Below are 13,863 nucleotides of genomic sequence, written 5' to 3' on the forward strand. Positions count from 1 at the left end.
TCTCAATTTTATTTGTGAATCGCTCCTATTTCGATCGAGCAATAACACTCGATCGTTATCTCTCGAATTTCTCAACATTAGCGTAATGCAAATCGCTATCCTATATTTTCTAGCTTCTGCTTTCACTATTTCAGACCAATCTTAGTCAGAACTTCCTGTGCCAAAACTTCAAACTCCATTGCTGAAACTTGAGCACTGCTCTTGACTTCATTAGCATACTTAAAGATCGATTTAGGATCTGGATATTCGAGGTCGCCAACAATCACAGTTTTATTAAAAGATTCTGATAAGGCAGTGCGATCGTAAATAACTGACTCCATTAGTGGCATTTCATATCGTTTACCGATAACTTCTCGTTGCTTGGGGAAAGTATATTCGATAAATCGAGCGTTAGTAGAAATTTTTGAAGCTAATACACCCAAGAGCTGGATCGGTTTTTTAGCAATAATCGATCGAGTTTCATCCATTGCTGTAATAAATTTCTTCACCGTAGGTAAACCCTGGTTAGCGAAAGGCTTGAGATCGGAGGGTATAATTAGATAGTCGGCAGTAAGTAGTGCGACTTCGGCATAAATATCACGAGATGGTGGAGTATCGAAGATAACAATATCATAATTGTTTTCTACTCGCTTGAGCTTCTCGATCAGTCTGTTGCGACTTGCCATTATTGTTGTCAATTCGCCCTGCTTGTCGATTAAATTAATATGTGCCGGAATTACTGCAATTTCTGGATCGCTAAAATATTGTGATTCGCGCACGATCTCATGGATAAAATTGGTGTCGCCACTACTAATTAAATGACAAACGTTGCGATCTCGTAAGTCGTCTTCTTCTTCAAATTGAAACTTTACCAAACCCGTTGCAAAAGTACTATTAGCTTGAGCATCGATATCGATTAATAGCACTCGATAGCCTCTTTTGCTCAGAGCCGCAGCAAGATTAGTGGAGACGGTAGTTTTACCGACTCCACCTTTATTATGATAAATGGCAATAGTTTTCATATCTAACAAGGGGGAAGATGCAGAAATTGTTAAGGATACAGGCTGCGGTGGTGGCGACAGCGTGGGTGAATTTTGGGCGAACTGTTTGCGGGTAAAGTCACGTCCGATTAGGGAAATTATATCTGCTAATCGAGCGTCAATATCTTGTGTTGCGCATCGCAAGACTAACTCTACCGTTCCTGCTGTCTGATGATAAATTCTTAAGTCTTTGCCATTTGTCAACAACCCATAACTAATATCTAAACTAGTTAGATAGCTGCGGAGCTGATATACGTGCTTATCTAAATTTTTGCGCGGATGCTTTGCTTCGATAATTAAGCCGATCGAGGGCACACCTAATTTTAATGGTAGTTTTTGGGTAAAAGCGAGAAAGTCTAGCCGAATCTTCCCAAACCTTACTTCCTGATGCCATGTGTCGGGAGAGTAGCCTAGTTTTGGTAGTAAGTAGCCAACGATAAGTTTACTTTCGACTTCGCTTTCATTCCGACATAATTCGGGATCGAAACTCAATATTAACCTCTAGATTTACTGGTGAATTTGATACTAGGATAGCGCGTTAATAGCCAGCAAACTATTAACTTTTTAGCTAGTAATTCCGCGCACCATATATCCCACCACCACACCGATCGCTAAAGCACCTGCTTTACCAGTGTGGAGAAAATCTGTCCAACCAGCTTGCATGTTGCTCATTAGATCTACATTTTGAAACTGTTGGGCGAGAACTAGCCCATGGCTAAAAGTATCGAGATTGAAGTGTAGATTAGCGACAAGATCGATCGGCATAGCAAGTATAGTAATTAGCATAGATTTCATAAGTGCTGAAACTATACTTAGTATGCCCGCGAGGATTATCGGATCGATCGATCTCGATTAAGGATTGCTCACGATGCTATTTGCTGAAGTCGGCATCAAGGTGATATTACGAGCGGGATCGCCGAAGTATGCTGGTTCGCGATCGTGTTTGGTAACTACTAGTGGCGTCGGTGTCACCGCGCCCCACTCTTTGAGCAGCGATTGCAACAGATTATCCTGCTGTTGGCGGAGTTTGGCGATTTGAGAACCTTTATTTACAATTACAAACCAAACTAACCCCCGATCGCGAGTTGGCAATACGCCACCCAAAGCACTAACTTCATTGAGGGTACCTGTTTTCATTGTCGTCCCGACAGGCATACGTCGATCTTTGAGGGTACCGACAGATTCGGCTCCCGCCACGGGAAAAACATCGGCGAGATTTAGATTTGCAGGTTGGAGCGTTTGGTGAAGGGTGCGAAAAATTTGACACACCGCGCGGGGAGAAAGACGGTTTTGCACCCCCAAGCCGGAACCATTAATTAGTTGAATCTCTGCGGGGGGAAATTTGGCAGTAGTCGAGACGATTTTCATCACTTGCGCCGCACCGCCAACGCTATCGGCGAGAATTTGAGCAATTTCGTTGTTACTATAAATATTCATCTGCCGCACAATGTCTACCAAAGATAACGATCGATGGCGAATTAATGGCGTAACTACGCTTGGCACTTCGCTAGCAACCAGCACTTTACCAGCGATTTTGACTTGGGGAAGTTTCGTGGTAATTGCCGTTGGTGCGGTAGGAAGTTTGACGATATTTACATCTTTAAATTCGGTATTGAGTAATGCTGGGGAGAGATTAATTCCGGTAAAGGCTTGTTTGAGTAATTCTCCCGCTTTTTGCGGATCGGCTTTATAGTTCATGTGGAATTTATCCACTACGATTAGATTGCCGCTAACTCGCTCGATCCCCAGCTTATTTAAACTTTGAGCTAGCGCGATCGCATCTTCCCAGACAAATAACGGATCGCCGCCGCCGCGCACGATTAAATCGCCTGTTAATGTGCCCTGACTAATTTTGCCATCGGCACTGACGATCGTATCGAACCTTTTATCCAATCCCCAGGTAGTAATTGCAGCTAGAGAGGTGGCTGTTTTGGTCAGGGAGGCCGCGGGAACGGGAATTGTACCACGGCGATCGATTAATAGATTACCGTTGGTCTGAAGCCAAACTGCTTGCTGCTGAGGATCTAAACCCTGTGCCTTGAGGGTTTGGAGATATCCCTCGATCGTTTTTTCGACTTTTGGCTCTACTGGGGTAGGCACATCGAGCCACGACAACCCCTGCCAGGTAACAGCTTGAGCTGGATATCCCGCTGGCATATTGACACCAGACAGGTTCAACCACATCCCCGCTAATCCAGAAGAAACTAATTGCAGCATATAAATCGGTAAACGGTTGAGATTGTAAGATGGATACGATCGAATAGGTAAAAACTGAAGCTAAGGCAAGATCGAGGAGCATTCTTCGCCACAGCGCATCTTCAACCTTGGATCTTAATCGATCGTGGAGATCTCATTAGCTGGTGTCTGCAAAATTATTTTGGAAATCTCACATCTGGCATCATCAATCGAGATTTATAGTCAATTAGGGTAAGGGGTAAGGGGTCATAGGTAAAAAACATTAACAGTTTCCCCCGCTCCACCGCTCCCCGCTCAGCACAGCCGTAGATTGAAGCTTACTGGCGGAAACCGACTTTCTGGCATAAATGTATAAATTTAGTCGATCGCTATTCAGCCGGAACCAGATCGGGTATGATATTAACTTACATATTACACTCGCATTCTCTTACTTTTTATTAAAAAATTTCCGTGCCATCAGATCGGTTGTTACTGGTGGGAAGTCGGATACCAATCAGGCTCTTACGCTGTGAGATTGAGCTACAAATGTTAACCAGTTGTTAACCAGTTGTTAACTGCCTGCAATCTGTTGCTGGGAGCCAATCCGCTCCGAGCCTTGTCTAGCTTAAAACCCGTCCCTTTTATTAACTAAAATTTTGATAAATGAAATCAGTTGTTAGTGGTGGAAGATCGAACACCAGTAGAATTCTAATCGTTGATGATTCATCGGAAATTCTATCCGTAACCGATGCAATTCTTACGTCAGCAGGGTATGAGACGATCTCTTATACCGACGGCTTAATCGCGCTGCAAATTATCGAACTCCTACCGCCAGATTTAATTATTCTCGATATCAATATGCCCACAATCGATGGGTATGAGATGACCAGACGGATTAGAAGTAATTCCAAGTGGGATCTAACTCCCATCTTACTATTTACGGCTCTCGATCCAGCCCAAGCTGCTCTGGGGCTAGAATGTGGAGCCGACGATCTCTTGGGCAAACCGATCGCGATCGAGGAGTTACTCGGCAAGGTTAGTTTATTGCTCCATTCTCGGTATCGTCAACAACTTCGGGCAGGCTAGGCTGTGGGCTTTAGTAGATAAGTTGTAGGGTGGGCAGTGCCCACCACCTCGGTTTCAGACATTTATTTAAAATAATTACACCGATCTACTTAACGATCGATCCCATGCCTACGGACTCATACTCTGTAGGCATGAATTTGCATTTGTGTTCGATCGCTGTTGCCAATAAATCTTGATATGTCTTGGTGTCAATCGTATACGCACCAAATCGTTCGAGGTGGGGATTGGTCATTTGGGCATCAAATAGCTGAAAATTTTGTCGGCGCAGGTGATTGACAAGATGTACCATGGCAACTTTCGAGCCTTCGGGAATCTGAAAGAACATCGATTCGCCGATGAAAGCAGCTCCGACGGCAATCCCCAGAATCCCGCCCGCTAGTTCGTTGCCTTGCCAGGTTTCAAAACTATACGCCCAGCCCGCTTGGCACAGTTCCCAATAGATCTCTTGCAGTTCGTCCGAAATCCAGGTAGTATCTCGATCGGCGCAACCTGCTACAACCGCTCGAAAATCCCCATTAATCCTCACACTAAAGCGGTTTTGATTGATAACACGCCGCAGTGAAGTAGGATAGCGAAAGCGATCGTCGAGCGGAATCAGCGCATGTTCGCTGCTAGAATACCACTGAAGATCGCTATCTTCATCGTCTGCCATCAAAAAATGACCCTGCGAGTAGCCTGCAATAATTCCGGGTAGGTAGTAGTTGGACATGTGATTGAGGATTGAGGATTGGGGTTTGGGGACTTGGGATTGGGGGATTGTTGTAAATCTACCAGTCAGGAGCGACTACTCACTACCCACGAGCGACTATCCACTATTCACTATGCACTACTCACTACTCACTATCTAGTATCCTATAACTCTTTCTCAAACCATTATCCTCTCTATTATGATGGTAAGTGAGATGACAACCACAAGCATAAAACATGGATATTGGCATTCCCAGAGAAACCAAAGACCAAGAATTCCGAGTCGGGTTAACTCCGAGCATCGTGCGGACATTAAGCGATCGCGGACATCAAGTATTCGTCGAAACTAATGCCGGGAACGGATCTAGCTTTCCCGATGCCGAATATCTCCAAGCTGGAGCTAAAATCGTGCCGACAGCCGCCGCTGCTTGGGATCGAGAAATGGTTGTCAAAGTCAAAGAACCCCTCGCCAGTGAATACTCATACCTGCAAAAAAACCAAATCCTATTTACCTATCTCCACCTCGCCGCCAATCGCTCCCTCACAGAGCAATTGCTCGATACAGGTGTCAGCGCGATCGCTTACGAGACAGTAGAATTACCAGATGGCAAACTGCCCCTACTGGCACCGATGAGCATTATTGCCGGGAGATTGTCAGTACAATTTGGCGCGAGATTTCTGGAGAAACAACAAGGGGGTAGTGGTGTCCTCCTGGGTGGCGTTCCTGGCGTCCAACCCGGACGAGTCACCATCCTCGGTGGGGGGATTGTCGGTACCGAAGCCGCACGGATGGCGGTCGGTATGGGCGCGCAGGTGACGATTCTGGATGTGAATGTCGATCGATTGAGCTACCTAGAAACTATCTTCGGTTCGCGAGTTACTTATCTCTATAGCAATGCCGCTAATATCGAAATCTGCGTCCGCAGTGCCGATCTGGTCATCGGAGCAGTTTTAATTCTGGGCAAACGTGCGCCGATCCTCGTCTCTAAGGCTCTAGTCGAGCAGATGAAACCAGGTTCCGTGATTGTGGATGTCGCTGTCGATCAAGGGGGCTGTATCGAGACGCTCCGCCCCACTTCACACACCAATCCTGTCTATATCGAGTCGGGAGTCGTACATTACGGCGTACCAAATATGCCTGGAGCGGTACCGTGGACGGCAACGCAAGCTTTAAATAATAGTACTGCGCCCTATGTCGTTAAATTAGCCGATCGCGGTTTAGAAGCTCTGACACAGGATTCAAATTTGGCAAAAGGAATGAATGTCCAAGCAGGCTCGATCGTGCATCCGGCAGTACAATCGGTTTTTCCAGATTTACCTAGCTGCTAAGTATAATGTATTGCATCAGATTTAAATTTTGTCGAACATATCTGCGATCGCCTCAATGGAGCTGGGAAAATCTATTAGTCGCATCCATTCGCGATCGAGCTGTGCGCTCCTGTGGGTGGCTAAACTATGGCGATCTACCCAATCCATTCGCGATCGATTTGCCACTGCTCGGGAAAGCGCATTTATACTGATAAGCAAGTGTACTTAAATCGGAACAGACTTATGGCAACTGAATTCAAGCACATTATGCTGATGGTTAAAAATATCCCGACATCACTGAAGTTCTACAACGAAGGCTTAGGACTCCCAGTCAAGATGTCTAGTCCTGGATGGGCAGAATTGGATGCCAATGGTACGACGATCGCGCTACATGCGGCAGAATCAAATGCCGACACTGGCTCCTCACCAATTTTAAGCTTTCATGTCGATGATATTCAAAGTGCGATCGCAACTCTCGAACAATTAGGCGCAAATCTAGAAGGTCGCGTCCGCGAGCCAGCTTTTGGGAAGGTAGCAGCGATTCGTACTCCTGACGGTCATTTGGTCAGTTTGCTTCAACCAGCCATGGTAGTTGCTAGCTAGTCCCTGATTTTACCACCCATGGAATGGGATGCAATTTTAATAGTGTCGATCGGTTTTAAATAGAACCGATCGAACCTCCCAGATCCAGCAGTTGTTGCGCTCGTCCGCTCAAAATGTTGCTCCTGGCGTATTATTACTAGATTTGCCACTGCTAGCCAAGCAAGTTGGCGGACTTCGCACCACAAGCTGCGATTTCAATCGTCAGCGGTTGTTAACCAAGAAGTATTGGACTTCATCCGACTTAGCAGTCGTGATACTTGACAAGAACGGAAACACCTGAGTATATTAGTAAGTAACCACTTACTCATTAATTGTTCGATCGCGCTCAGATCGTCCAAATTGAAATTTGGCGAACCTGCTACGTGGGTCTAACCTCAGAGGTGAAATATGTCTAAATCTTTGCCATTACTCTTGCTTGGCTCTGTGTCGTCGCTGTTGTTGTCTGAAATTGCTATTGCCCAAACGCCAGATCTCTCAGTATCGAATGCCAAAGTTCCTAAACCCGCAACGGTTAGCACAAAGATACCTAATGTCGCCGGGACTTGGAAAGTGTCACTTGGCGAAGAAGGCAGAACCGCAACTTATGTATTTAGTCAAAAAGGCAACGAACTGACAGGTACGATGAAAGGTTTGCCATTTGGGGATATGCCGATTGCGGGAACGATCGCCAACGATGGTAAAGTGTCTTTCGCTGGCAAAATGCGGGGCATTAAGTTTAGTTTTGCGGGTACGCTTGCAGGGCAAACGATCAAGGGGACTGCCGATCTCCCAATTGGGCGTAAAAACTGGACAGCGAGCAGGTAAGATCGGCTGGACGATCGTCGATTCTCCGAGGGAGAGGCTACGCCAACGCCATCCTTGCGGCAGAGCCAACTTGACGCTCTTACCACCACCGCGCTACGATCGATGAGTAGTCACTCACTTGTTTATGCCTCGACCTCCCAAAATCACCAATGAAGAAATTTTGGCAGCAGCTAGGCAAGTTTTCTTAGAACAAGGGGAAGGTGGTTCGACAGTAGAGATCGCCCAAAAAGCTGGCATCTCCGAAGCATCGATTTTCAAACGATTTGCCACCAAGCAAGCTTTGTTTTTAGCCGCAATTGGCGTTTCCGAAACACCCCAATATGCCAAAATTTTGTCTAGTCAGACACCAACAGCCGAGATTCGATCGGAATTAACCGAAATCTGTATCCAGATGGTGGGATTTTATCAAGAGGTGATGCCGCGAGTTTTTATGATGATGACTCAGACAAAATCATTCCTGCCGCCAATGGTGCCGCCACCGCTCAGAGATAGTCAGTTATTAGCTGGATATCTCGATCGAGCAATTTCTCAAGGTTATCTCAGATCCTGTGATTCGATGACAGTGGCTCACACGATCGTCGGTGCGATCCAAAACTATTCAATGATTAGCACGATCTCGAACAAGATACCATTTCCGATCCCGTTCGTTTTACCCAAGGTTAAATCGATCGAGCCAAAAACTTTTGTTGACAATCTCATTGAAACACTGTGGGTAGGGATTGCCCCAGAGTAGAAGGTAGCTATCTATTATCTCCGTGAGTTACCTGTAATGACAATTCGATCTCCGTATTGGACAGAGATCGTTATAGCTAGATATTTTTTTAGCTAATTAATAAGTAAGTACTTACATTTTAATGACTAATGAGGAAAACATGTTAATCGATAAGTCTGTTAATTCAGCTTCGAGCCAGCAATCTCCAGCAGAACATAGATTAAGTAGCACTCTGGTAACAACAACATCGCACCAACAATCTAGATCGGAAAATTTGGAAACAGGCGATCTCGATCATTCACAGTCTAGCCAGTCGCCAGCCAAGCCATCGTGGTTGAAATGGAAATGGCTCATTTTCATCCTTCCGCCGATTGTTATAGCATTAGGTGGCCCCGTTGGTTTGGGGTCGAAATTGATGGAGTTATTGCCAAGCGGATCGGCAGTCAAGCCACTCACTCAGGCAGTCGAGCGTAAAACCGTTGCGACAAGCATCACTGCCAATGGCACGGTTAAAGCCCATCGATCGATTAATCTTAGCCCCAAAACCGCCGGAATTATTAAAACCTTACTCGTCAAAGAAGGCGATCGAGTCAAGCAAGATGAGGTAGTTGCGGTCATGGATGACTCCAACTTGCGCGGTCAACTCGTGCAATACCAAGGACAACTATTGCAACAGCGGGCAAATCTGCAACAATTGCAAGCTGGCAATCGCCCTCAAGATATTGCTAAGGCAGAAGCACAATTAGCCGAAGCCGAAGCCAATCTCCAACAATTACAAGCCGGAAATCGCCCTCAAGATATTGCCAAAGCAGAGGCACAATTAGCCGAAGCCAAAGCAAATCTCCAACAATTACAAGCCGGAAATCGTCCGCAAGAAATCGCTCAAGCTACTGCCAAGTTGCAGCAAGTCCAGGCAACCCTCAAACAGCGAGAGGGGGATTGGCAGCGTTATCAGCAACTGTACAAATCGGGGGCGATTTCTGGGCAAATCCTAGAGCAAAAACGCGCCGATCGAGATGTCGCTCAAAATCAGGTTGTGGAGGCACAACAAGTTTTAGCCCTCCAAAAAGCGGGAACTAGACCAGAACAGATTGCCCAAGCCCAAGCGAAGGTCGCCCAGCAAGCGGAGGCTCTGAGCTTAATCAAAGCGGGTGCGCGGAAAGAAGAAATCGCTCAAGCTAAGGCCAAAGTCGAGCAACAAGTCCAAGCGGTCGCTGTACTCAAGGCAGGTACTCGCAAAGAAGAGATAGACCAAGCCATCGCTCAGGTACAAGCTGCGCAAGGGTCTTTAAAAACAATTCAAAATCAGATCGAGGAAACAAAGGTTTTAGCTCCTTTTAATGGGATCGTGCTGGAAAAATATGCCGATGTGGGTGCTTTTGTCAGCCCTTCGATGGCAGGTGGTGGGGGAGCTTCAGCCTCGTCTTCATCCATCTTGATGCTCACTAGCGTTCGCCAGCAAGTAGTCGTCAATCTCTCCGAATCGCAAATCGCCAAGGTCAAATTAGGACAGTCGGTGGCGATTAAAGCGGATGCCTTTCCTGGCGAGAAATTTACAGGCAAAGTCGAGCAAATTGCCCCTCAAGCCAAAGTGACTCAAAACGTTACTAGTGTTGAGGTGCGGGTATCTATTGACTCTGCGACAGCCACCAAATTAGCGGCAGGGATGAATGTAGAAGCTGATTTTGCCGTCGGTCAGTTAGAAAATGCAATCTTCGTGCCCAACGCTGCGGTGGTCAAACAGGCTGAGGGTGCTGGCGTATACGTTTTGGGCGAGGGTAATAAATCCGTATTTCGCCAGATCCAAACGGGTGTGACTGTCGGCAAGCAAACCGAGGTGAAATCAGGGCTTCAAGGTAACGAGCAGGTGTTGCTCAGTCCGCCAGCCGAGCAGAAATCTGGTGGGGGTATATCGTTACCACGTCCGTCGCAGTAAATCTCAGATTCCGCCTGGGAAAGGGGAGGGGGAAACGGGAAGACGAGGGACGCTTGCGTTCCTAATTCACTATTCACTATCCACTATTCAACATTATGGTTTTATTCAAACAGCGTCCGCACCAAGTTTCGACCTGGGAAATATCAGAGATGGCGATCGAAGCCTTGTGGAGTAATAAACTCCGCAGTGGTTTGACGATGCTGGGGGTAATTATTGGGATTTCCTCGACGATTGGGATTTCGTCGATCGGGCAAGGCGTACAGAAATCAACGGCTGATAGCATTCGGGGATTGGGGACGGATGTATTGCAAGTGATGGCTGGTGCCGCTCAAAGTGGTGGAATCAGTCAGGGACAAGGCTCTTTGACAACATTAAATTGGGAAGATGCTAAAGCGATCGCCGAACAAGCTCCTGGCGCAACAGTTGTTTCGGCTTTTTTACAGCGGAATACCCAAGTAGTCTATGGCGAGAAGAATACTTCGACGACGGTGTATGGTACCGACTTGAGCTATTCACAGGCGCGGAATACTTTCCCAAAATCGGGGCGATTTTTTGACGATGAAGAGCTAAAATCGGCGGCATCAGTAGCCGTAATTGCGCCCACAGTCCAGAAAAATCTGTTTCCAGCCAATGTCGATCCGATCGGTACCAAGATTCGGATTCAGGGTGAAATCTATGAAGTCATTGGGGTAATGGAAGTCAAAGGTTCCCAAGGCCCCCAAGATCGGGACGACGCGGTGTATATTCCCCTGACGAGTATGTCGGCTCGAATCGTTGGGAATAATTCGCTGATGGGGATTTCAATTAATGGCATCTATATCAAAGGTCGCGATGAATCACAACTAGAAATAGTCAAGTTTCAAGTTGCTAATATTTTGCGCTTGCGTCATAACATCGACACACCTGAAGATGATGATTTTAAAATTACTAATCAAGCAGATATCCTTAAAACATTCGACACGATTTTTGGCTTACTCACAACACTAATTATCGCAATTGCTGGAATCTCACTAGTAGTAGGTGGGATTGGAATTGCCAATATTATGTTAGTTTCTGTCGTCGAAAGGACGCGAGAGATTGGTATTAGAAAAGCTTTGGGCGCAACCGATCGTGCTATTCTGACTCAATTTCTTACGGAGTCAGTGATTATTTCGGTAGTGGGTGGATCGATCGGTATCATCTTAGGAATTGGTATCACTTTCGTTTCTGCTACAGCATTTAAGTTTGCTTTTTTGGTTTCGGGCAATGCGATCGCAATCGGTTTTGGTTTATCGACTGCGGTGGGATTGTTAGCAGGCGTAATTCCAGCTAAAAATGCGGCCAAACTCGATCCGATTGTTGCCTTACGCAGTGATTAAAACAATGAATAATAATTATCCACAGTTGCTAATAGTATTGAGCCTCATGATGCAGCCATCATTGAATGTCTGCGATAGCAAACAAGTATCTCAACCAGCAGCCGAAAGATTTTTTACTGCCGATCGACTCGACCCAGAATGGTTTACACCCAGCACTTTGGAAATCGACAATTTATCCGAATTTCAAAAAAAATGAGATAATCCTAACGCAAAATATGATAAATATTTTTGATTGCGTCTCAATAGAAAGTTATCTTTATGAGATTTTAAGATATTCACTCGATGTAGAGAAAATATCGATCGATGCTTATGCCAAGGTGTCATTAGCCGAGCGCACAAATGACATTTGGTTGGCAATCATTCTCGTTTCCAAGCAAGAACATCAAATCGAGATTGTTTGCTCGACCGAAGTCGATCGTCAGTTTGGTTATAAATTCGCCAATACAGCGATCGCTTCACTCCACAATCAAGGATTTACAAACATCACTTCAGATAATTTTATTCGACTGCAAGCAACATACAATACTTTGCTCGAAAGATTGCCTTTGGTATATAATGCTCGATCGCTAAATTTATTTTTTCCTGACGAAAGTTATCGAATGGCGATCCTGTATGGATTAATTGTAGAAATTAAAAAATTCAATAAAATTGGATTGAGCTTGCCGATTTTAAATTGAATTTGCAACTTATGCATTGAATTTACGATTGCAAAAAATGAATACTAATTTAACTAAACTAAGAGCGATTCAATTTAAAGCAATTTGTGTTATTTCAGCTTTGATTTTGAGTATTGCGAGTGGGATGGCCGCCGCCGCAAGCATACCCAGTGCTGACGCTCGCCGACTACAACCAGATCGATCGATGCTCCTGGCTCAAAATACTCCCAGCAACATTGGCAAGATTAACAACGATCTCAACCTCCCCAAAATAGGTGCTGATGTTCAAATTACCAACACAAAATCTTTGACCTTAAAAGATGCGATCGATATCGCCTTTCGGAATAATCGCGATGTCCAAGTGGCACGTCTGGCGGTCGATCGAGATACCGCTGGAATTCGATCGGCACAAGCCGATCAAGCATTACAAATAGGCTTGACAAGTACCCTGCAAAATCAGGGATCGCCTGTAATCTTTGGTACTCAAGCAACAACTAGCACCAATTCAAATGTCCAAGGACAACTCCAAGCCACTTATATCATCTTGGATGCAGGTCGTAATAGCAGCAGCGTGCGGGCGGCTGAAGATCAAGTGAAATTTAGCAAACTAGATTTGCTCCGCATCGAACAAAAGCTGCGTGGCGATGTCACCACTGCCTATTACGATCTCCAAGCTGCCGATTCCTCAGTCATCATCAACCAAGCCTCGATAACTGACGCCAAGCGCAGCTTGAGCGACGCTCAACTCCAAGAAAAAGCTGGTACGGGAACTAAATTTGACATCCTTCGCGCCCAAGTTCAACTGGCGACAGCCGACCAAAATCTGGTCAATGCCCAAGGGCAACAGCAAACCGCCCGCAAAAATATCGCGCAGTTACTCAGTGTCGATGATAATACCGAATTCACTACCGCCGATACTGTGCGCGAATTGGGAGATTGGCGGTATTCCCTAGAGGAAAGTATCGTGTTGGCGTACAAAAAACGTCCAGAAATCCAGCAACAACTAGTCAACCGCAGCATTAGCCAACAACAACAAATCATCGCGGCTGCTGCTGATTCCCCCCAGGTAAGCCTGTTTGCTAACTACAATCTTGGCAAAACCCTGACTGATTCGACCTCCGCCCAAGATAGCTATAGTGTGGGCGCACAGTTAAGTTGGAGTTTTTGGGATGGTGGTGCTGCCAGAGCAAATTCTGACAGGCAGAAAGTCAACCAAGAAATCAATGAAAACCAGTTGACCACTCAGCGCAATCAAATTCGGTTTGAGATCGAGAGAGCCTTCTACAGCCTCGGCACCAATAAAAAAAATATTACTACTGCCACTCAATCGCTTCAACAGGCAGAAGAAAGTCTCAAACTAGCCCGTCTGCGCTTTCAAGCAGGCATTGGCACTCAAACTGATGTCATCCAAGCCCAAACCGAATTGGCTACAGCCCGTGGTAATCGGGTCTCCGCGATCCTAAACTACAATCGCGCTCTAGCCAGTTTGCGCGTAGCTACGGTGCTAGTTGAGTAATCG

General features: G+C 45.9%; 16 protein-coding genes. 12 read left to right on the forward strand and 4 right to left on the reverse strand.

Going from position 1 to position 13,863, the window contains the following annotated elements; translation table 11 throughout:
* Nucleotides 1-125 precede the first annotated feature (125 nt).
* From CHA6605_RS00520 to CHA6605_RS00530, 3 genes are all read right to left on the reverse strand, one after another.
* On the reverse strand, nt 126-1,511 hold the full coding sequence (locus CHA6605_RS00520; RefSeq protein WP_015157595.1) for an AAA family ATPase: 1,386 nt from the start codon (nt 1,509-1,511) through the stop codon (nt 126-128).
* 72 nt (nt 1,512-1,583) lie between these two features.
* Nucleotides 1,584-1,814, reverse strand: a complete 231-nt coding sequence (locus CHA6605_RS00525) for a hypothetical protein (protein WP_157259683.1) — start codon at nt 1,812-1,814, stop codon at nt 1,584-1,586.
* A 57-nt stretch (nt 1,815-1,871) separates the two neighbouring features.
* Complete coding sequence (locus CHA6605_RS00530; RefSeq protein ID WP_015157597.1) at nt 1,872-3,236, reverse strand: D-alanyl-D-alanine carboxypeptidase; 1,365 nt, start codon at nt 3,234-3,236, stop codon at nt 1,872-1,874.
* Nucleotides 3,237-3,857: 621 nt separating this feature from the next.
* Between CHA6605_RS00530 and CHA6605_RS00535 the strand changes: the two genes are divergently transcribed.
* The gene (locus tag CHA6605_RS00535; protein WP_015157598.1) at nt 3,858-4,280 is read left to right on the forward strand and encodes a response regulator transcription factor; all 423 of its coding nucleotides are present in this window, start codon (nt 3,858-3,860) and stop codon (nt 4,278-4,280) included.
* A gap of 85 nt (nt 4,281-4,365) precedes the next feature.
* On the opposite strand, the gene aat is transcribed toward CHA6605_RS00535, so the two are convergent.
* A complete protein-coding gene (gene aat / locus CHA6605_RS00540; RefSeq protein WP_015157599.1) occupies nt 4,366-4,989 on the reverse strand; it encodes a leucyl/phenylalanyl-tRNA--protein transferase in 624 nt (207 codons plus the stop codon).
* 215 nt (nt 4,990-5,204) lie between these two features.
* Between aat and ald the strand changes: the two genes are divergently transcribed.
* The 11 genes from ald to CHA6605_RS00595 all read left to right on the forward strand — a co-directional run bounded on the left by ald (nt 5,205) and on the right by CHA6605_RS00595 (nt 13,860).
* Nucleotides 5,205-6,296 carry an alanine dehydrogenase gene (gene ald, locus CHA6605_RS00545; RefSeq protein WP_015157600.1) on the forward strand — a complete coding sequence of 364 codons (1,092 nt, stop codon included), beginning with the start codon at nt 5,205-5,207 and terminating at the stop codon, nt 6,294-6,296.
* A gap of 222 nt (nt 6,297-6,518) precedes the next feature.
* Nucleotides 6,519-6,878, forward strand: a complete 360-nt coding sequence (locus tag CHA6605_RS00555) for a VOC family protein (RefSeq protein ID WP_015157601.1) — start codon at nt 6,519-6,521, stop codon at nt 6,876-6,878.
* A gap of 91 nt (nt 6,879-6,969) precedes the next feature.
* A complete protein-coding gene (locus CHA6605_RS33450; protein WP_157259685.1) occupies nt 6,970-7,158 on the forward strand; it encodes a hypothetical protein in 189 nt (62 codons plus the stop codon).
* 107 nt (nt 7,159-7,265) lie between these two features.
* Nucleotides 7,266-7,682, forward strand: a complete 417-nt coding sequence (locus tag CHA6605_RS00565; protein WP_015157602.1) for a hypothetical protein — start codon at nt 7,266-7,268, stop codon at nt 7,680-7,682.
* Nucleotides 7,651-7,788, forward strand: a complete 138-nt coding sequence (locus CHA6605_RS33455) for a hypothetical protein (protein WP_157259687.1) — start codon at nt 7,651-7,653, stop codon at nt 7,786-7,788. Before CHA6605_RS00565 ends, CHA6605_RS33455 begins: the two co-directional genes overlap by 32 nt.
* An 18-nt stretch (nt 7,789-7,806) precedes the next feature.
* Complete coding sequence (locus CHA6605_RS00570; protein WP_015157603.1) at nt 7,807-8,415, forward strand: TetR/AcrR family transcriptional regulator; 609 nt, start codon at nt 7,807-7,809, stop codon at nt 8,413-8,415.
* Nucleotides 8,416-8,536: 121 nt separating this feature from the next.
* Nucleotides 8,537-10,330, forward strand: a complete 1,794-nt coding sequence (locus CHA6605_RS00575; protein ID WP_232432153.1) for an efflux RND transporter periplasmic adaptor subunit — start codon at nt 8,537-8,539, stop codon at nt 10,328-10,330.
* 95 nt (nt 10,331-10,425) lie between these two features.
* A complete protein-coding gene (locus CHA6605_RS00580) occupies nt 10,426-11,688 on the forward strand; it encodes an ABC transporter permease (protein ID WP_015157605.1) in 1,263 nt (420 codons plus the stop codon).
* Nucleotides 11,689-11,692: 4 nt separating this feature from the next.
* Nucleotides 11,693-11,884, forward strand: coding sequence for a hypothetical protein (locus tag CHA6605_RS00585; RefSeq protein WP_015157606.1), 192 nt, complete (start codon nt 11,693-11,695; stop codon nt 11,882-11,884).
* Between the two features lie 19 nt (nt 11,885-11,903).
* The gene (locus CHA6605_RS00590; protein WP_015157607.1) at nt 11,904-12,365 is read left to right on the forward strand and encodes a hypothetical protein; all 462 of its coding nucleotides are present in this window, start codon (nt 11,904-11,906) and stop codon (nt 12,363-12,365) included.
* Between the two features lie 37 nt (nt 12,366-12,402).
* A complete protein-coding gene (locus CHA6605_RS00595; protein ID WP_015157608.1) occupies nt 12,403-13,860 on the forward strand; it encodes a TolC family protein in 1,458 nt (485 codons plus the stop codon).
* Nucleotides 13,861-13,863 lie beyond the last annotated feature (3 nt).

It is taken from the genome of Chamaesiphon minutus PCC 6605, assembly GCF_000317145.1.
Classification (GTDB): Bacteria; Cyanobacteriota; Cyanobacteriia; order Cyanobacteriales; family Chamaesiphonaceae; genus Chamaesiphon; species Chamaesiphon minutus.